At 50.4% G+C, this 20,802-nt stretch carries 9 protein-coding genes; all 9 read left to right on the top strand.

Annotated elements, in window-relative coordinates; genetic code table 11:
- Positions 1 to 51 precede the first annotated feature (51 nt).
- The 9 genes from ACLHR0_RS15685 to ACLHR0_RS15645 all read left to right on the top strand — a co-directional run bounded on the left by ACLHR0_RS15685 (position 52) and on the right by ACLHR0_RS15645 (position 20,692).
- Positions 52 to 4,074 (top strand): hybrid sensor histidine kinase/response regulator transcription factor, encoded by a 4,023-nt coding sequence (locus ACLHR0_RS15685; RefSeq protein WP_436488240.1) that lies wholly within the window; start codon positions 52 to 54, stop codon positions 4,072 to 4,074.
- A gap of 202 nt (positions 4,075 to 4,276) precedes the next feature.
- Positions 4,277 to 7,402, top strand: coding sequence for a SusC/RagA family TonB-linked outer membrane protein (locus ACLHR0_RS15680; protein WP_436487771.1), 3,126 nt, complete (start codon positions 4,277 to 4,279; stop codon positions 7,400 to 7,402).
- Between the two features lie 12 nt (positions 7,403 to 7,414).
- Complete coding sequence (locus ACLHR0_RS15675; protein ID WP_436487769.1) at positions 7,415 to 9,142, top strand: RagB/SusD family nutrient uptake outer membrane protein; 1,728 nt, start codon at positions 7,415 to 7,417, stop codon at positions 9,140 to 9,142.
- Between the two features lie 35 nt (positions 9,143 to 9,177).
- Positions 9,178 to 11,973 (top strand): SusC/RagA family TonB-linked outer membrane protein, encoded by a 2,796-nt coding sequence (locus ACLHR0_RS15670; protein ID WP_436487767.1) that lies wholly within the window; start codon positions 9,178 to 9,180, stop codon positions 11,971 to 11,973.
- 28 nt (positions 11,974 to 12,001) lie between these two features.
- Complete coding sequence (locus ACLHR0_RS15665) at positions 12,002 to 13,672, top strand: RagB/SusD family nutrient uptake outer membrane protein (RefSeq protein ID WP_436487766.1); 1,671 nt, start codon at positions 12,002 to 12,004, stop codon at positions 13,670 to 13,672.
- Between the two features lie 23 nt (positions 13,673 to 13,695).
- Complete coding sequence (locus ACLHR0_RS15660) at positions 13,696 to 15,249, top strand: right-handed parallel beta-helix repeat-containing protein (protein ID WP_436487764.1); 1,554 nt, start codon at positions 13,696 to 13,698, stop codon at positions 15,247 to 15,249.
- Between the two features lie 37 nt (positions 15,250 to 15,286).
- Positions 15,287 to 16,132 carry a glycoside hydrolase gene (locus ACLHR0_RS15655; RefSeq protein ID WP_436487762.1) on the top strand — a complete coding sequence of 282 codons (846 nt, stop codon included), beginning with the start codon at positions 15,287 to 15,289 and terminating at the stop codon, positions 16,130 to 16,132.
- Between the two features lie 72 nt (positions 16,133 to 16,204).
- Positions 16,205 to 17,362 (top strand): DUF4185 domain-containing protein, encoded by a 1,158-nt coding sequence (locus ACLHR0_RS15650; protein WP_436487761.1) that lies wholly within the window; start codon positions 16,205 to 16,207, stop codon positions 17,360 to 17,362.
- A 99-nt stretch (positions 17,363 to 17,461) separates the two neighbouring features.
- Complete coding sequence (locus tag ACLHR0_RS15645) at positions 17,462 to 20,692, top strand: S41 family peptidase (RefSeq protein ID WP_436487759.1); 3,231 nt, start codon at positions 17,462 to 17,464, stop codon at positions 20,690 to 20,692.
- Positions 20,693 to 20,802: the final 110 nt, after the last annotated feature.

Below are 20,802 nucleotides of genomic sequence, written 5' to 3'. Positions count from 1 at the left end.
ACCAATTCACGTACTCATATTCTGGTTAGCGTAATATCCCTGGTCGTGGCAATGCTGCTCATACGCAGTGAAGCGCGGGCACAGCAACAGCCTATCAGTCATCTCGGCATTGAGCGGGGACTGTCCAATAATTCCGTTACCTGCATACATAAAGACCGGTATGGTTTTATGTGGTTTGGAACTTACGATGGACTAAACCGTTTCGACGGCTATAGCTTCAAAGTAAGCCGGCAGCAGCTCAAAGTGCCGAACTCCCTGATCAATAACCGCATCGTTGCCATCGCAGAAGATTCTACAGGCTATATGTGGGTAGGTACCAAACATGGTGCGAACCGGTTGAATAGTCCAACAGGCGTATTCCAGCCGGTGTATTACCGCAGCTGGACAAAAGGCGATACCCTGCCCGTTTCTTCAGAAGTATATACCATCGTCACCAACCGGAAAGGACTGGTGCTAATGGGCACCGCCAATCATGGTCTCCTTGTTTATCCGCCAGCTGGCAACCTCGCCCGGCAAATCCCGCTGGCAGGTGTCAATACCATTGTCAACAACAACGTTCCCGCTATCGTGAATGATACCCGCGGGCAATGCTGGCTTATTGTACAAAACGTAGGACTTTGCCGCTATGATGAAGATAAACAGCAGATCATCCTGGTAAACGGACAACAGAAAAGAGGAAATTGCCTGATCGCTGATGCGTCCGGGCAATTATGGATGGGCACCGACGAAGGCGTTTACCTTTACAATCCCGCCACCAATAACCTTTCCCGGTCATTAGCGGCCACCCGCCGGCAGGATAGTAAAGTGATCAGCTTAACGATTGACGCCAGCCGGCAGCTATGGGTCGCCACCGATGGAGATGGTATTTTTGTTATGCCCGCACAAAAAGATACTGCCTGGCAACTTCAAACCGGTAAAGATAAATCTTCCCTTACCAGCAACGCGGTGTATGCGGTGTATGAAGATCGTGACCAACGCAAATGGATCGGTACCCTGCGCGGAGGCATTAATATTATAGATAAACAGAAATCCCGGTTTACTACCATCACCCCCAATCCCTTACCCGGTAATAGCCCGGCAGCGAATTTTGCTTTTTCATTTTGTGAAGATGATAATAAAGATATCTGGATAGGATCCGACGGCGGCGGGATCTCTGTATGGAACCGGAAACAAAACACCTATGCCGCCTTTGTCCACAAAGCCAATAGCCCCGGTTCACTCAGTAATAATAATGTTACCAGTATCGTAAAAGACGAGGATAATAATATCTGGGTGGCCACCTTCGGCGGCGGAATCAACCGCTACAACAGATCAACGCATACCTTTGAAAAATACCCGTGCAGTCTTAATGGTTATGAAGATAAGTTCATCTGGAAACTCTATCTCGACAGTCAGGATAACCTATGGGCGGGCGCCTGCATGGGAGGCACCATCTACCGTCTGAACAAAACTGCCAACCGCTTCGAGTGTTTTGATCCCGGCCTCCGCGATATTATCACCATCGCGGAAGATAAAGCCGGCGACCTTTGGCTGGGCACTTTCAACAGGCTCATAAAAGCGGACACGAAAAACCGGCAGCACCAGTATTATAATATGGACTTCAACGTCCGGGCGATCTGCGAAGATAATGCCCGCCATTTCTGGATAGGCACCGAAGGAGGAGGACTCGTGCAGTTTGACCGCCGCACCGGTAAAACCACTACCATCGCAGAACAGGAAGGACTGCCCAATAACGCTGTCCTGAATATTGAAGAAGATAACAAAGGAAACCTGTGGATGAGCACCTACAACGGCATCTGCCGCTACAGCCCGTCCACCAGGCAATGTAAAAACTTTTATGAGTCCGACGGATTGCAAAGCAACCAGTTCAACTACAACGCATCATTGCGCCTGTCGTCCGGAGAACTGCTTTTTGGCGGCATCAAAGGGTTTAACATTTTTGACCCTGCCGCCATCGCGGAAAAAAACGACTTCCCGCCGCTGCTTATCGCAGGGCTACGTATTTCCAACACGCCATTTGATCCGGAACATGCCAAAAGCAGCCACCAGTCGCTAAGTTATCTTGATGAACTGGTGCTGCCCTATGATAAGGCCGTATTTTCCCTCGACTATGTAGCGCTGGAATACTCTTCCCCGGATAAGATTGCCTATGCATATTATATGGAGGGCTGGGATAACGACTGGAACTATGTGAACGCACAACGAACCGCCAACTATACCCGCCTGCATGAAGGCAATTACACCTTCCGTATAAAAAGCACCAATGCAGATGGCATCTGGAATCCGCAGGAACGGATCATAAAAATTAAAGTGCTGCCTCCCTGGTACCGCACCTGGCTGGCATACATCATATATGCCTTGCTCACCGGCGGCCTTTTATACGCCTATCGCTTTTACCAGCGCAGGCAGGCCCGCCTCCGGTATGAAATAGAACTGTCGCATATCAGGTCTGAAAAAGAAAAAGAAGTGCATGAAAAAAGGCTCTCGTTCTTTACCAATGTGTCGCATGAATTCCGGACCCCGCTCACGCTGATCATCAATCCTGTAAAAGAACTCCTTTACAGCGATGGCAGGCAAATCGAAAGCAAGGACCTCACCATCGTATACCGCAATGCCCGCCGCTTACTGAGCCTGGTAGACCAGCTCCTGCTGTTCAGAAAGGCCGACCAGGAAGAGGACCAGCTGAAAATTGTGCCCCTGGACATGGCCGCTATCTGCCGGGAAGTGTACCTCTGCTTTACTCACCAGGCAGGCATGAAGAAACTGCAGTTCGACTTCACCTGTAACGCGGAACAGGTAATGGCATACGCCGACCGCGAGAAAATAGAAGTGGCCTTGTTTAACCTGTTGTCTAACGCCTTTAAATATACGCCCGACGGCGGCAGCATCCATTTTTCGCTGTCAGATCTCCCCGAAGGTATTGTCATCCGTGTTGCCGACAGTGGTTGTGGCATCCCCGGCCAGGTAGGCAATCAACTCTTTGAACGCTTTTACCAGGTATCAGAAAAAGATACCTCCCTGAAAAATGGCTTCGGTATAGGATTATATCTCGTTAAAAAATTTGTACAGGCGCACAAAGGTACCGTGGCATATGAAAGTGAGCCGGGCAACGGTACCACCTTTACGATTACCCTGCAAAAGGGCAGGGACCACCTGCAGGGCTATACGATTTTTGAAGAAGCCGCCGGAATGGAATCCCTGTTGGAAGAACTGGTGGAAGAAGATGACCTGGCACTGATGGAAGCAGAAGAAGCTGCTGCGGAAGATACCCTGGACGTGTTGTTGTCGCCCCGCCCCAGCATGCTCATTGTAGACGACAATGGCCAGATACGCGACTACATCAAAAGCATTTTCAAGGCTACCTTCAATATTTATGAAGCATCAGAAGGAGGGGAAGGCTACCAGCTGGCCAGCCGCCACCTGCCCGATATCATTATCAGCGATGTGCTGATGGAAGGACAAAGCGGTATTGAATTGTGCCGCCAGATAAAGTCGGATCCGGCGTTGGGCCATATCCCTGTGGTATTGCTTACGGCCAGCTCTTCTCCCGAAATAAAATTAAAAGGCATCGAAGGCGGGGCCGACGACTATCTCAGCAAGCCATTTGACAAAGACCTCTTCGTAGCGCGCATTACCAATATTATCCGCAGCCGCAACACCCTGCAGCAATATTTTTACAAGGAAATCACGCTGAACACCGGCAACCAGAAAATATCAGCAGAATACAAGGAGTTCCTGCACCGTTGTATTGCTGTTACCGAGAAGCATCTCGATAACCCCGACTTCAACATCAAACTGTTCGCCCTCGAAATAGGGATCAGCCACTCCACCCTTTATAAAAAGGTGAAATCCATTTCCGGCCACTCCGTAAATGAGTTTATCCGTTTCATCCGGTTGAGGAAAGCAGCAGAGCTGCTCATTAATACCGGGTGCAATGTAAATGAGGCCGCCTTCCAGGTAGGATTTAACGACATGAAGTATTTCCGGGAGCAATTTTGTAAGGTGTTCGAGATGAACCCATCTGCCTATATCCGGAAATACCGTAAAAAGTTTGATAACCAGAAGCAGGTATAAATTTCCGGGAGATAGAAATGCGAATTGCTATCTCCCGGAATCAAAATCCCTTGAATATTAGCGCCTTATTCCCAATTTCTCCCCCTAAATAGGCGAATCTCTCCCCCATGATTCAGGATGATTCATCCGAATTTTACCCCTGTCAACCAATGTAATGCGGGGCATACAGCCACGTCATTCTCAAAAGTCAATACCCAACGTTATGAAAAAAAGCTACTGTAGTGTGCGGTCTTTTTTACGGATAACTTATGTTGTCCTCCTGTCCCTGACCTCATTACCTCTCTTTACCTTTGCCGCCGTTAAACCGGCCGGCGTCATCATTACTGGTAAGGTAACCGATGAAAAAGGCAGCGCCCTGATAGGCACTACCATCGTGGTGGAGGGCACCCAGAAATCCACTTCGGCCGATTCGGATGGCAATTACCGCATCGATGTGCCGGAGGGCAAACGGGTGCTGGTGTTCTCCTGTATCGGGTACATTACCCGCAAAGTATCGCTGGGCAGCGGAGCAGTTTTAAATGTAAAGATGCAGCCGGACGAAAAGAACCTCGGGGAAGTGGTGGTGGTGGGATACGGCGTGCAGAAAAAGGTAACCGTTACCGGCGCTGTGGCGTCCATCGGTACAAAAGACCTGTTACAATCCCCCGTTGCCAACGTATCCAACATGCTGGTGGGTCGCCTGCCAGGCCTTATTGCGGTACAACGCAGCGGCGAACCGGGCCAGGATGGTTCCAGCCTGAAGATCCGCGGTATCGGCACACTGGATGCCGGCTCCGGGTCAGACCCGCTTATCATGGTGGATGGAATTGAACGCTCCAACATCAACCAGATAGATCCCAACGAAATAGAAACCATCAATATCCTGAAAGATGCCTCTTCTACAGCGGTATATGGTGTGAGGGGCGCCAACGGCGTAATCCTGATCACCACCCGCCGCGGCAAAATGGGGCCTCCCAAGCTGAGCTTAACTTCCAACCTGGGCCGGCAAAGCCCTACCCAGCTGCCCAAAATGGTGAGCAGCTATGAGTATGCCACCTTGAAAAATGAAGCGCTCAAAAACGACGGCAAGGAGCCTTATTTTACGGAAGAGGACCTGGAATTGTTTAAATCCGGCAAGGACCCCGTGTTTCATCCCAGCATCGACTGGTTTGATATGATGCTGAAACCTTATTCCCTTCAATCACAGCACAACCTGAATATCAGCGGCGGTACCTCGCTGGCCAGATACTTTATTTCAGGCGGCTATTTTGAACAGAACGGGGCTTACCGCTATGCCGACTATAACCCCGAATTCAGCGCCAATCCAAAATACAAACGGTATAACTTCCGCTCTAATTTCGATTTTGATGTAACCCCGCTGTTTACCGTAAAAGTAAACCTCGGCGGACAGGTAGAGAATCAGAATTACCCGGCCAAATCTGCCGGTGATATCTTCTTCGATGTGCTGTCGGCTAATCCTTTCAGCAGTCCTGGTATTGTAGATGGTAAGCTGGTTATAATCTCCGGCGCCGTAAACGGCAGGAACCCGCTGCTCACCATGCTGAACGCAGGCTACCAGCAGTTGTTTAAAAGCAATGTGAATTCTTCCGTTATCCTGAACCACAAACTGGATTTTATAACGGCTGGATTATCGGCCCGTGGTACCATCGCTTACGATAGCTGGTACAGCCACTCTATCAGGCGCTCTAAAAACAACGTTACCTACCTCGCTGTAAAAGACCCGGCCAACGCCGGTAATATCCTCTATGTGCCGCAGGGCGAAGAAACCACCCTCGGCTTCAGCGAAGGATACGACAAGCGCCGCAAAATATATGGTGAGCTGGCAGTGGATTATAACCGCAGTTTTGGATCGCATAACGTTACCGGCTTACTGCTGTATAATCAGAGTAAAGCCTATGCACCTACGCTCACCTATAAAGTACCCAACGCCTACCTCGGAATGGCGGCACGCGTGACCTATAACTTCAAAAGCCGCTACCTGGTGGAGTTTAACATGGGTTATAACGGCTCTGAAAACTTCCCCGAGGGCAAAAGATTTGGTTGGTTCCCTGCTTACTCCCTGGGTTGGGTAGCTTCTGATGAACCTTTCTTTCCAAAAAATAAATACCTCACTTTCCTGAAAGTAAGAGGATCTTATGGAGAAGTGGGCAACGATAAACTCTCCGATATCTTCAATGGCGGCTCCCGGTTCCTCTACCTTCCTTCTTCTTTCGCATACGGCGGTGGATACAATTTCGGCGAAGTAGGTTCCTCTTACCAATGGTATGGCGGTTCTTATGAAGGCAAACTCGGTAACCCGGATATCACCTGGGAAAGAGCCAAGAAATCCAACATCGGCCTTGAAATGAAATTGCTGAACAACAGGTTGTCTTTCACCGGCGACTACTTCCAGGAAAAACGTAATAATATCCTGGCTATGCGCGGCGCCGTGCCGGGCATTGTAGGAGTGAGCGACCTGCCAGCGTATAACCTGGGAAGGGTTAGCAACAAAGGGTTTGAACTGGATGCCGGCTACAACGACTATGCTGGCAAAGTGAACTACTGGGTAAAAGCGAACTACTCTTTTGCCCGTAATAAAATAGAATTTAAAGATGAAGCTCCGCGCTTATACGCCTATCAAAACGAAACCGGTAACCCGGTAGGACAGTATTTTGGCCTGGTGGCAGAAGGATTGTTCAATACCTGGGACGAGATCAATGACGCAAAAAGACCACAGTCGTCCTATGCGCCCGGCGCCAATGGCAGGGATGCCCTCCAGCCCGGCGATATCCGCTATAAAGATGTGAATGGTGATGGCGTCATCAACAACGACGACCAGATGCCTATCGGTTACTCGCAGCTCCCGCAAATCATTTATGGCTTCTCCTTCGGTGCAGCCTATAAAGGATTCGATTGCTCGGTGCTGTTCCAGGGCGCCGGCAAAGCTTCCGTATACCTGGAGCAAATGGCGGCATGGCCATTTGACACCGACTGGCGCAATGCAATGTCGGTACACATGGAGCGCTGGAACGAAGAACGGTATAAGGCTGGTGAAAACATTACGTTTCCCCGCTTGTCGCAAAGCCCTGCCGGCAACAACTATCAGCGTTCCAGCTACTGGCTGAAAGATGCCAGCTACCTGCGACTCAAGAACGTGGAAGTTGGCTACACCTTTACAGATGGCATCCTGAAACGCGCAAAGATCGGCAGCGTACGGGTATATGCCAATGGCATGAACCTCGTTACCTGGTCGTCCCTGAAAACATACGACCCTGAAGCGCCGGATGGCCGCGGCCAGTTTTATCCGCAACAAAAGGTATACAACGTGGGGTTGAATCTGCAGTTCTAAAAAATACAAACTATGCAACAAGTAAAATACTATATCATATTAAGTCTGCTGCTGGGCGCATTCTTTTCCTGCACAAGGGATTTTCTTGAGAAGCCGCCATCCGTGGATATTACAGAAGATACTATCTTTTCAAAGATCAGGAATGCAGAAACATTTCTGTATGATGTATATGGCAACAGCATGCCTTCAGGATTACCTACCGGCTGGAGTACTTCGAGCAGCGGCGGCATCGTAGCCGGTGTGCTGGCGGCGGCCTGTGATGAAGGGGATATTGCGGACAGCTGGCCAGGCGCCAACCGTTTTAACGAAGGGCAATGGAACGCCAACGATAACCCGGAAGATGATTTCAATACGCACTATAAAGCCATCCGCAAGGCTAATATTTTTATGGAGCGCATCGACGGTGTGCCGGATGCCACCGCGGAATATAAAACACAATTGAAAGCAGAAGCGCGTTTCCTGCGCGCCCTGCAGTACTTTGAACTGGTGAAGCGTTATGGCGGCGTGCCTATTGTAGACAGGCGTTTGCTCAATAGCGACGATCTGAAACTGCCGCGTAACAAACTGGAAGATTGTATCAATTTCATCGTGGCCGATTGTGATGCTGCTGTAACCGGGCTGCCGCCTGCACAGGAAGGTTTCCTCCGGGGCCGCATCAGCAAAGGCGCGGTGCTGTCATTGAAATCGCGCGTGCTGTTGTATGCAGCAAGCCCGTTGTTCAACAGCGCCACCCCATATGTAGCCACCACCGACGCTACCGCTACATTGGTGGGCTATCATAACTACGATGCTGCCCGCTGGCAGAAGGCCGCGGATGCCGCCAAAGCAGTGCTCGACTGGGCGCCCACCGGCAGCTGCCGCCTGATCACCGAGTTTGGCGCAGATAAGAATTATGAGTACGTGTGGTCACAGCCGGATAACGCGGAAATCATCCTCGCGAATAAATCGAGCGGCTGGTGGGGCATTTATGGCGACTATTTCAACTTCACCATGCCGGTGAATATGTACGGAGGATGGTATGGTATTTCTGTGCCAATGAACTTCGTGAAACTGTATGAAAAGAAAACCGGTGGTGCCCAAACCTGGCCGGAATCCGGCGATAACGCCAATGCCATGTACGCTTCGCTGGACCCGCGCTTTGCACAATCAATAGGATACAACGGCGCCAACTGGAATAGCGAAATAGGAGCCGTGCAGATGTACATCAAAACAGATGGCAAACCTGCCCTGCATGGCGGTGACCGTGGCGGCGGACAGTGGCTGCATAAGTTCCTGCCCCGCAGTGTTACCTGGTCAACCTACGGCGCTACCATCAATTGGCCCGTATTCCGCCTCGCCGAATTTTATCTCAACTATGCAGAGGCGCTGAATGAAGCGCAGGGCCCCGTTACGGAAGTGTATACTGCCATCAACACGGTACGCGCCCGCTCCGGCATGCCTGCACTTTCGGGTAAAACAAAAGAAGAAATGAGGACGGCTATACGAAATGAACGCACCGTGGAACTGGCATTTGAAGAACATCGCTTCTGGGATGTACGCCGCTGGAAAATTGCCGGCGACGAAGGGGTGATGAACGGAAAGATGTATGGCCTGAGATTGAAGCCTATTACCGGCAGCAGTGAATTCCATTTCGACCAGGTAGTGTTTGAACAAAGGGTGTGGAACGATAAAATGTACCTGTATCCTTTCCCCAATGTGGAAATCTACAAACAATACATGATCCAGAACCCAGGCTGGTAACGCCACGCCCGATTGTAAACTTCAATACTGAAACAATGAACTGCATATATAAAATAAAAAGAACAGCTTTGCTAACGGCAACGGGCACACTATTGTCCGTTGCGGCATTGGCACAATCTGCTGCCGACTCTGCCTCGGCAACAGCGGATACCTCCCGGCAGGTACCTGTGGCATATGGAGAACAGGCGTGGTGGAAAGTAACCGGCGCCTATGGACGGGTGAACGGCAACGTGTTACGGAAATCAGCCGCCGCCACCCTGAGCAATGGCCTGTATGGCCGTGTACCGGGGCTCACCGTTATGCAGGGCAGCGGTGAACCAGGCTATGATGCGCCATCCATGACCATACGCGGCGTTAGTTCGTACAGAGGGTCAGGACTCCTTACCTTTGTAGACGGATTTGAAAGTCCTTTTGATCAGCTGGCAGCAGATGAAATAGAAAGCATCACCGTGCTGAAAGATGCCACCGCTACTGCCATGTATGGTATCCGCGGCGCCAATGGCGTATTGCTGGTGACCACCAAAAGAGGCTTCAACGGCAAACCTAAAATCTCCTTCCGCGCGCAAACCGGTTTTCAGCGTCCGCAGCGACTGCCGGATTTCCTTGGATCGTACGACTACGCCACCCTCTACAACGAGGCATTACGGAATGAAAGTAAAACAGACAAGTACTCATCCGCAGACCTGGACGCCTACAAAAGCGGCAACGATAAATATTTTCATCCCGATGTAAACTGGTATGATGAAGTGCTGAAGAAGTCCGCGCCCATGTCGGAGTACAACCTGAACCTCACCGGCGGCAACAGCAACGCTACCTATTTTGTATCGCTGAACGTACTGAAGAACACCGGGCTGTATAAGAACACCGATAAAAAAAGAGAAGAAAGCTCCAACGCCAATTTCCTGCGTTATAATTTCCGCTCCAACGTGGATATTAAAGTAACGCGGCGCTTAAGTACTTCACTGGACCTGGCCGGAAGGGTGGAGGATCGCAGCTATCCCGGCGTTGGCGCCCCGGAAATATGGAACAATATGATGCTGATACCGCCAAATGCATTCCCGGTACGCAATCCCGATAACTCTTACGGCGGCACCTCGGTATACCGCGGTAACCCCGTAGGACTGGTACTGGGTCGTGGTGTAGCTACCACGCACGCCCGCAGCCTGCAGGCGACCATGCGCCTCAGCTATGTCCTGGATCAGATTACACCGGGATTAAAAGCCGGTGCAGCAGTATCTTTCAATAACTGGTTCCAGGGAAATGACGATAAAACCAAGCAGTTCGCCGTATTTCAACTACTCAGGAACCCGGCAGGAGACACCATCTACAACAAGTTTGGTGATAACACCACTATCGTGGAAAACGATGGGGTGAACGACCAGTGGAGACGCACCAACACCCAGTATAATCTTACCTATAACCGTACGTTCGGCGATCATAGCATTGATGCGTTGTTACTTTACCAGCAGGATGTTTATACCATATCCGGTAATAACGTTCCCTATGCACATCAGGGTACTGCCGGCAGGATAACGTATGCGTATAAACGAAAATACATCGGCGATTTTTCCTTTGGCTACAACGGTTCAGAGAATTTCCCCAAAGGCAAACGCTTTGGCTTTTTCCCGGCCATATCCGCCGGATGGATCTTATCTGAAGAACACTTCCTGCAACAGGCAGAGTGGATCAGCTTCCTGAAACTACGGGCCTCTTATGGCCAGGTGGGCAACGACCAGGTGGGCGGACGCCGGTTTCCTTACAGCCAGTATTACAACAGCGGCGGAGGATATTACTTTGGCACGGATAATCATTATGCCGGTGGTATGGATGAAGGGAGTCTCGCGAACCCCGGCATTACCTGGGAAAAAGACCGCAGGGCCAATATTGGTATAGATGCCTCGCTGCTGAATAATAAAATCAGCCTGATGCTCGATATCTTCGACGAAAAGAGAACAGATATCCTGGCGGAAAGATACGGCGCTGTTCCCGGCTACATAGGCGTGGGCCTGCCAGCCGAAAACGTAGGCAGCGTACAAAACAGGGGCTTTGAATTGCAACTGGGATACCAGAGCGAAGTAAAACGCAGCTTCAGTTATTTTGCTACTGCCTCCGCAGCTTTCGCCCGGAATAAAATATTGTATATGGCAGAAGCACAACAACCCTATGCCTATCTTAACCGCACCGGTCAAAGCATCGGGCAGCCTTTTGGATTACAGGCTATCGGGTTCTTTAAAGATGAGGCAGATGTGAACAACAGCCCGCAACAGATCTTCGCACCGGTAAAACCCGGCGATATCAAATACAAAGACCAGAACGGCGACCACATCATCGATATTTATGATGAAGTAGCCATTGGCAAACCTGTATTGCCGGAGTGGACTTTCGGTTTGCACCTGGGCGTACAATACAAAGGGTTTGACCTGGATGCATTTTTCCAGGGCGTCACCAACCGCAGCATTATGTTATCCGGCCCGCTGGTATGGGCTTTTGTAAATGATGCAAAAGCAGCGCCCATTGCGATGGGCCGGTGGACGCCGGAAACTGCCGCTACCGCTACTTATCCGCGGCTTACTACTGCAGCCAATGATAACAACTACCGCTCCACAGACTTCTGGCAGCGCAACGGCAGCTTTATAAAACTGCGCAACATTGAACTGGGATACACTTTTCCGGCCTCGCTATTGTCGCGCATCCGGATGCAGCAACTACGGCTGTATGTGAACGCCACCAATGTGTTTTCGCTGGACCATATTCATTTTGCTGATCCTGAAACACTCAGCGGATATCCTGCTATGCGTTCCATGAACGCTGGTGTACGGGTGCAATTATGATCATCATCTCAACAAAAAATTTCAAGTTATGAAATATAAGTTTTGGTTATTTTTTACAGGAGTAGTTACACTCATCACCGCATCCTGTAAGAAAGATTTCCTGGACAGGCAGATAAGTACGGAGCTAACGAAGGATGAAGTATTTTCTTCCTACGCCAGAACACGTGACTTCCTTATAGGCACTTATGGCTTTTTGCCCGATGGCTTTAACCGGCTGGATAATGCCATGCTCGACGCAGCTACCGATGATGCAGAATTTACCTGGGAAGGCAGCGCCATTCAACGCTATAATAACGGCAGCTGGAACCCCTACATAAATCCGGACGATAACTGGAATACCACTTATACGGCTATACGCCGCACCAATCTTTACCTGGAACAATCCGGTAATGTGGACCTCAACATGTATAAGCTGAACCCCGACGCCACCGCGCAGCAAACTTACCGCAATATGACGGCCGACCTGGAGCGCTGGCGTTATGAAAACCGTTTTCTGCGCGCCTACTTTTATTTTGAACTGGTAACCCGCTATGGCGGCGTACCGCTCATTACTAAAACACTGGCCTTGTCGGACAGCCTCAACCTGCCCCGCAACACCTACGATGAATGCGTGCAGTTTATCACTTCGGAATGCGATTCTGCTGCTGCGCACCTGGCGGTAACAGTTCCCGATAACGATCTGGGAAGAGCTACCAAAGGCGCAGCACTGGCGCTGAAAAGCCGCATGCTCCTTTATTATGCGAGCAGCCTCAATAACAAAGGACATTTACAGGAGCGATGGATAGCCGCTGCAAAGGCAGCAAAAGAGGTGATTGACCTGAATGCGTATCAGCTGGAAAATGATTACCGTGGACTGTTCCGCAGCACCACCAGCAAAGAGATCATTTTTGCACACCGCTATGCACCCGGCAATGGCTTTGAACGGGCCAACTATCCCATTGGTTATGATGGCGGCGGCAGTGGCACCACGCCCACGCAAAACCTGGTAGATGCCTATGAAATGACCGACGGTAGCACTTTTAACTGGAGTAATCCAGCTCAGGTAGCGCATCCGTACGATAACCGGGATCCGCGTTTAGCCATGACCGTGATCCTTAATAACTCGCAGTGGAAAGGCCGTGCCGTAGAGGCATTTACCGGTGGCCGTGAAGGCAGGGGAGTAGACCGTGCCACCAAAACAGGCTATTACCTGAAAAAGTATGTGGATGAAAACCTCGACCTGGTACAGAATAAAACCAGCGTGCACACCTGGATCCTCTTCCGTCTTGGTGAAATCTATCTCAATTATGCGGAAGCCATGAACGAGGCATATGGCCCCGGTCAGGATCCGCAGGGTTTCGGCTTAACAGCCCTTGAAGCCATCAACAAGGTACGTGACCGGGCTTCCGTTAAGATGCCGCTGTTGCTGGCTGGTCAATGGAACACCGCCACCCTGCGCGATAAGGTGCGCAATGAAAGAAGGGTGGAGCTGGCCTTTGAAGAACACCGCTATTGGGATGTGCGCCGCTGGGAACTGGGGGTAGCCTTGTTCAATACACCGGTGTATGGTGTAAACATCACCCGTGTGAACGCTAATACGTTTACTTATGAAAAAGCAGAAGTGGAAGGAAGGGTGTTTCAACCAAAGATGTACTGGTATCCGATACCACAGGCGGAGAAAATGAAATCGTCTGCCCTCGCGCAAACACCAGGCTGGTAAATGTATTTTAAAAGATAACTGAAATGAATATTAGAAAGGTTTTTCAGAGCGCCGTATTATTCTCCATGATGGCGGGTTTACCTGCTGTTGCTGCTGTGCCCAATACATATTATATAGATGCCCTTACGGGTAAGGATACCAATAGTGGGTTGTCGGAACAACAAGCCTGGCGCAGTTTGCAGCAGGTGAACAGCCACGTTTTTGAACCGGGCGATCAGATCCGCTTCCACGCAGGCCGCATTTATGAAGGGCAGCTGAAGCCGCAGGGGAGCGGCCACGCGCAACAGCTGATCACCATCGACCAGTATGGAGAAGGATACAAACCACGCATCCAGGGCAATGGCGTAATGCCGGCAACGTTATACCTGTTGAACGCAGAAGGCTGGGAAATCCGTAACCTGGATATTTCCAACTACGGCCCGGATGTGAAGGCACATCGCGCGGGCATACTGGTGCAGTTATCCGACTACGGTATTGCTTCCAATATCTATCTCAAAAATGTAGATGTGCATGATGTAAACGGCAGCCTGGTAAAGAAAGACGGCGGCGGGGCAGGCATTATTTTCAGTAACGGCGGCCGGCACACCCGCTCGAAATTCGACAGCATCCTGGTGGCAGATTGTACCATTAAACGTTGTCAACGCAACGGCATCCTGGTAAACGGCAACTGGTCCAGAACAGACTGGTTTCCCAATGAGCATGTGGTGATCCGCGGTAACCTGATAGAAGGCGTGCCCGGCGATGGAATTGTGCCTACCGGCTGCGACGGTGTGCTGGTGGAATATAACATCATGCGGGACAGCCCCCGCTTATTGCCTGATACAGAATCGGCAGCCGGCATATGGCCCTGGAGCTGCGATAATGCACTGATTCAATACAATGAAGTAAGCGATCATAAAGCGCCGTGGGATGGACAAGGATTCGACTCCGACTGGAACTGCAATAATACCGTGATACAATATAATTACAGTCATGATAACGACGGTGGCTTTGTACTGGTATGTGACGATGGAAGTGCCAAAGCTCCGCAAAGCTGCGGCAATAAAGGAACCATCATCCGTTACAACGTTAGCATGAACGATGGTTTGCGCACCACCGGTAAACACGCGGGCTTCGCGCCGGTTTTTCATATAACCGGCCCCGTAGTAAATACACGTATATACAACAACGTTATTTACCTGCCAGAAAGAGATATTAAAATGGATAGCACATTGGTAGAAATGGGCAACTGGTTTGGTTATGCCGACAGTACCTATTTTGCCAACAATATCTTTTATACCCTCGGCACGGCAGACTACATCATGAATAAAAGCAAACGGAATGTGTACAGCAACAACCTTTATTTTGGCAGGCATCTTAACCGGCCGGCCGATAAAGCGGCGGTTTCAAAAGATCCGCAGTTCCGGGCAGCGCCGTTAACCGGCATGCACGGCATGGAGGCGCTGGAAGCATTTCGTTTGCAACCGGGTTCGCCTGCCCTGCACAAGGGCGCCGCATTGCCGGATAAAACAGTAAAAGATCTATATGGGACCCCATTGTTGTTAACACCTCCCAATATAGGCGTGGATGGAAAATAGGGAAGTATTTTATTATTCACCATAAAAACTCCACTTTATGAAAACAAGTATGAAAATCCTATTGGCGCTTAGCAGCTCCGTGATCCTGTCGTGCGGCAAGCAGGCGTCCGACAAACTTCAGCCGGTTGAAAATGCAGCGCTGGCCAAAACAGAGGCAGCTGCTGCACTCACCTGGGAAACCGTACTGGACAACAGTTCGTTTGCCAGCTACAGTGCCTTTGAAGCGGCCTGGAACTATCTCTATCCCTGGGGATCGGATCATAACGGTACCGCACGTATGTATGGCAGCAGTTCAGACCATAATCACATTTACCTGAATGCAGGAGTCCTTACTATTAAGGCCGCCCGCATCAACTGGAACGAAGGTAACAGCAGCAGTGACCCTTATCTGCCCATTCACTACCATAGTGGCGCTGTGCATGCTAAAGCACAGGTGTTGATCAACGACCAGTTCCCCGAATGGGAAGTAAAAGGAGATTTTCAGGCGCCGTCTGTAGCCGGTTCCTGGCCTGCCTTCTGGCTTACCGGCGTTAACAGCTGGCCTCCGGAAAGCGATATCCTGGAGTTTAAGGGGAACGCCACCAACTGGCAGAATACTTTCAGAACCTGGCAGGATGTGTCCAGTATCTTAACCAGTGTATCATCTCCCGGCAACTGGCATAACTACCGCGTTTGGATCACTAAGGTGAGCGCTACCGATGTGAATATTCATTATTACATCGACAACGTATGGAAGGGAATGCATGTGGCTAACTTTGTGGGCAAGCCCATGTATATTATCATCAACATGCAGATGGAAGGCTCCAGTGGCAGCAATGGCCCCGCCGGAGATACCTATTATAACGCGAAGAATATTTATGTAGGTCGTAACCGCGCCTGGTAGTAATAAATAGTTTGACTAAAGCCCTTGCAGCATATTGTACTGCAAGGGCTTTTTTTATTAAATTTACGGGAGATGATAACGCTACTGGCATTACTGATCAGCAACTGTTGCGCGGAAAACCGCCTGGACACCGTGCCCCTGCAAAGCAGGGATACCGTGCACCTGTCTTATAGCGTGGCGCCGGCGAACGACTGGAATGCACTCTTTATCCGCCAATCCGGCTGGTTTGGCGGCGATGGCATTTTCAGCATTCCGGTGAATGGGGTAGATACCGCCGGCGCGGCAGACAGTACCCTGCTGCTTTTCAGCGACACCATGACCGGAACTATCCGGGATGGCAAACTTCAGTCGGATGTAACCATGATCCACAATTCCGTGGCGATGCTGAAAGGTAATGAGCCGCTGGAGAAAAATATCCGCTTCTATTCGGATGCAACGATGTTTGAACCCCGCACACCTGCCGCAGTTAAAGGCGACTATTACTGGCTGGGCGACGGTTTTGTTAATCATGAAAAAGGAAACAGCACTTACATAGTAGCATACCGTATTCGCAATATTGGCAGCGAAGTTTTCGGTTTTGTTGAAACAGGCAATGCCCTTATTGTATTGCCGCCCGGTAGCCGGCCTCCTTTTGCCAACCACCGCCAACTGGATACGCCCTTGTTTCAGCCGTTGGATAGCAGTCAGCATATCACTTTTGGAGTCGGCATCTTCGTGAATACCCGCCGGGCAGGCGCGCCCAACCCGGATGGCTACGTGTACGTTTATGGCGTAAAGGGATTACAGAAAGAAGTGCTCGTAGCCCGTGTGTTGCCAGCGGATATCGAGGATTTCGGAAGATGGCGCTACTGGAACGGGCAGCAATGGACGGCGAACATTCAACAGGCGGCTGCGGTAACCGCACATGCCTCCAATGAACTGAGTGTAACGCCGTTGAAGGATGGCCGTTATGCCCTCATCTTCCAGGTGGACGGTATAAGTCCTGTAGTCGGGCTGCGGCTGGGTCTCAGTCCTGCCGGGCCTTTCGGACCGGTCATCAAAATATGGGAATGCCCGGAAACAAAGGAAAACAAGCATTTCCTTGTATATAACGCCAAGGCGCACCCCAACTTATCAAAGCCGGGTGAACTGCTCATCAGCTACAATGTCAATGCGTTCAATTTCCTTCATGAGCTGGCCGCCCAGCCACAGTTGTACCGCCCGCGGTTTATCCGTCTTACCTTCAAATAACCACTGGTCACTATCCTGCTTGATAAAAAGCGGTTATTTTTATACATTGGCGCGTCAGCTTTCTTTAGCTGCTTAACAACAGATATCTAATCAGCGCTTATGAAGAGATTATTATTCGGATGTGCAGCCATCCTCATGGCCGCCACTGCCTATGCCCAGGAAAATGCCCTATGGCTCAGGAACCCTTCTATCTCTCCCGACGGCAACACCATTGCCTTTGGCTATAAAGGAGATATTTACCGGGTAGATACCAAAGGGGGAGTGGCCGTTCCACTCACCATTCATGAAGCCCATGACATGCTCCCGGTATGGAGCCACGATGGCAAATTCATTGCGTTTGCGAGCGATCGTTATGGCAACTTCGACGTGTTTGTGATGCCCGCCGCAGGCGGCACACCGGTACGCGTTACCAGCAACAGCGCCGGCGATTTTCCGTACGACTTCACCACCGACAACAAACAGGTACTTTTCGGGAGCGCACGCAACGCACCTGCCGCCAGCGTAAGATTTCCGTACCGCCTGTTCCGGAACATGTATACCGTTCCGGTAACCGGTGGCCGCGCCACACTGCTCAGCGCCGCAGGAGCCGATGTAGCGCATTACAACAAAGCAGGCGATAAAGTCATCTTCCAGGACCGGAAAGGATATGAAGATCCGATGCGTAAACACCACGTATCTTCTGTTACCCGCGATATCTGGGTAATGAATATTGCAAAAGGCAGTTATGAAAAGGTATCGGAGTATGTTGGGGAAGACAGGGAACCTGTATTCGGCAATGGCAACGATATTTATTATCTCAGCGAAAAAGGCGGTATCTCACAGAACCTCTTCAAAGGTTCTCTCACAGATAAAGCCAGCATGCAGCAGCTCACCACCTTTACCAAACACCCGGTGCGTAACCTGTCCAAAGCAGATAACAATACCCTTTGCTTCACCTATAACGGTGAAATATATACGCTGAAAGAAGGCGAACAACCGCGTAAGCTGGAAGTAAGCATCTTTAATGATGGACGGGCCGGTATTGTGAAAAATGTACCCGTGAGCGGCAACACCACCGAGTTCGCCATGAGCCCCGACGGTAAGGAAATGGCATTTATAGCCAGGGGAGAAGTGTTTGTTACCAGCGTGGAAGGCAATCTTACTAAACGTATTACCAACACGCCCCAACAGGAAAGGATGGTGCAGTGGTCGCCCGACGGCAAAAGCATCATCTATGCAGCAGAACGCAACGGCAACTGGGACATCTTTCAAACTACCAAAGTGCGCAAAGAAGAACCTTACTTTTTTGCTGCCACCCTGCTGAAGGAAGAACCGGTGATCGCCACCTCAGCAGAAGAATTCCAGCCGCTGTTCTCTCCGGATGGAAAAGAAATTGCTTATATAGAAAACCGCAATGTCCTGAAGGTATTCAACATCGCCTCCGGTAAAAGTCGCACCTTATTGCCCGCAGGCCGTAACCATTCCTACTCGGATGGCGACTGGAGCTTTGAATGGAGCCCCGATGGCAAATGGATAGCTGCAGATGACCAGCAGGGTTATTTCACCACGAAAAATGCCACGCTTATTCCCGCCGATGGTAAAGGAGCATTCGTTTACCCCGTGAACAGCGGTTTTGGCGAAGGCGGTACCAAATGGGGCGCCGGTGGAAAAATGCTCACCTGGGCCAGCAGTCGCGAAGGACGTAAATCACTTGCCAAACAAGGCAGCCGCGAAGTAGATATCTTCGCCGTATTCTTCGACCAGGAAGCTTATGATAACTATAAGCTGTCGAAAGACGAATTTAATCTCCTGAAAGAAAAAGAAGCCACCGGCGGCAAAGCAGCCAAAGACTCCACGCTGAAAGCCAAGGATTCTGCTGACGCGAAAAAAGTATTTCATCCCGATTTCAATAACCTTGAAAACAGGAAGGTAAAACTTACTATCAACAGCGCCTCCATCAGCGACTACGTGCTGAGCAAAGATGCCAGCAAACTATATTACATGGCCTCTTTTGAGAAGGGCTACGACCTGTGGATGACTGAGCCGAGAACCGGTGAAACAAAGATCCTCGCCAAGTTAGCCGGTACACCCGGCAGCATCGAGTTAAGCAAAGATGGCAACACGCTCTTTGTCGGTAACCGTGGCAGCGTGGTAAAGGTAGACGCCAACAGCGGCAAAATTACGCCGGTGTCTATCAGCACAGAGCTGTCGCTGAACCAGGACGAGGAACGTAAATACATTTTCTGGCATGCATGGAAACAGGTGAAAGAGAAATTTTATGATCCTACGATCCGTAACATCGACTGGAAAATGTATGGCGATAACTATGCCCGCTTCCTCCCGCATATCAGCAACAACTATGATTTTGAAGAGCTGCTAAGCGAACTGCTCGGAGAACTGAATGGCTCCCACACCGGTGGCCGCTACTCGCCGCAACAAATGAATGGCGACGCCACTGCATCTTTAGGCTTGCTGTATGATGAAACCTCCACAGGCGATGGCCTCAAAGTAGATGACATCATCGCCGGTGGTCCCTTCGACAAAGCCTCCAGCAAACTGAAGAAAGGTAACATCATTGAAAAAATAGACGGCGAAAACATCACCGCTAAAACCGACTGGGCATCGTTACTGAACCGCAAAGCAGGCAACAACGTGTTGGTAAGCATCTACAACCCTGATACTAAAGCCCGCTGGGATGAAACCGTGAAACCAATATCCGCCGGTGAAGAAAGTACGCTCATGTATAAACGCTGGGTGGAAAATACCCGCGAAATGGTGGATAAACTCAGCAACGGAAAAGTAGGCTACGTACACGTACAAGGCATGAACGACGCCAGCTATCGTTCTGTATACGATGAAGTAATGGGTCGCAACCGCGATAAGAAAGCCCTGATTGTAGATACCCGCTTCAACGGCGGCGGATGGCTGCACGACGACCTGTACAACTTCCTGAGTGGTAAAAAATACCTTGAGTTTGCGCCACAGGGTGAAAAGCTTAAAGGCGGTGAACCCTCCGGCCAATGGCAGGAGCCGAGCTGTGTACTCATGAGCGAAGGGAACTACAGCGATGCATTCATCTTCCCATACATCTATAAACAAGGTAACCTCGGTAAACTGATCGGTATGCCGGTACCCGGTACCGGAACCGCCGTTTGGTGGGAAACACAGATCGATCCAACCATGGTATTCGGTATTCCAATGGTTGGCACTATCGGTAAAGAAGGCCGCCCTACGGAAAACCTTCAGCTGGAACCGGACATCAGGGTGCCGCTTCGGTATGAAGAATTCCTGGCGGGTAAGGATACCCAGCTGGAAGCGGCAGTGAAGGAGATGTTACAGGAAATTAAATAAAATGGGTTAATGATAAGGAAAGCCCCTGTAGCGTGTGCTGCGGGGGCTTTTTGGTAACTGGCGGTGTCGTTGCCGGTATCGCCAATTTCTTATTCCGATATGAAAAGAAA

This window comes from Chitinophaga sp. ARDCPP14, from assembly GCF_051362515.1.
Classification (GTDB): domain Bacteria; phylum Bacteroidota; class Bacteroidia; order Chitinophagales; family Chitinophagaceae; genus Chitinophaga.
This window is presented reverse-complemented; position numbering and strand designations above follow the sequence as displayed.

What these genes read in the sequence shown, in the direction of transcription:
- ACLHR0_RS15655 (WP_436487762.1), top strand. Translation starts at nt 15,287, where the DNA reads ATGAAAACAAGTATGAAAATCCTATTGGCGCTTAGCAGCTCCGTGATC.
- ACLHR0_RS15670 (WP_436487767.1), top strand. Translation starts at nt 9,178, where the DNA reads ATGAACTGCATATATAAAATAAAAAGAACAGCTTTGCTAACGGCAACG.
- ACLHR0_RS15685 (WP_436488240.1), top strand. Translation starts at nt 52, where the DNA reads ATGCTGCTCATACGCAGTGAAGCGCGGGCACAGCAACAGCCTATCAGT.
- ACLHR0_RS15645 (WP_436487759.1), top strand. Translation starts at nt 17,462, where the DNA reads ATGAAGAGATTATTATTCGGATGTGCAGCCATCCTCATGGCCGCCACT.
- ACLHR0_RS15680 (WP_436487771.1), top strand. Translation starts at nt 4,277, where the DNA reads ATGAAAAAAAGCTACTGTAGTGTGCGGTCTTTTTTACGGATAACTTAT.
- ACLHR0_RS15665 (WP_436487766.1), top strand. Translation starts at nt 12,002, where the DNA reads ATGAAATATAAGTTTTGGTTATTTTTTACAGGAGTAGTTACACTCATC.
- ACLHR0_RS15660 (WP_436487764.1), top strand. Translation starts at nt 13,696, where the DNA reads ATGAATATTAGAAAGGTTTTTCAGAGCGCCGTATTATTCTCCATGATG.
- ACLHR0_RS15675 (WP_436487769.1), top strand. Translation starts at nt 7,415, where the DNA reads ATGCAACAAGTAAAATACTATATCATATTAAGTCTGCTGCTGGGCGCA.
- ACLHR0_RS15650 (WP_436487761.1), top strand. Translation starts at nt 16,205, where the DNA reads ATGATAACGCTACTGGCATTACTGATCAGCAACTGTTGCGCGGAAAAC.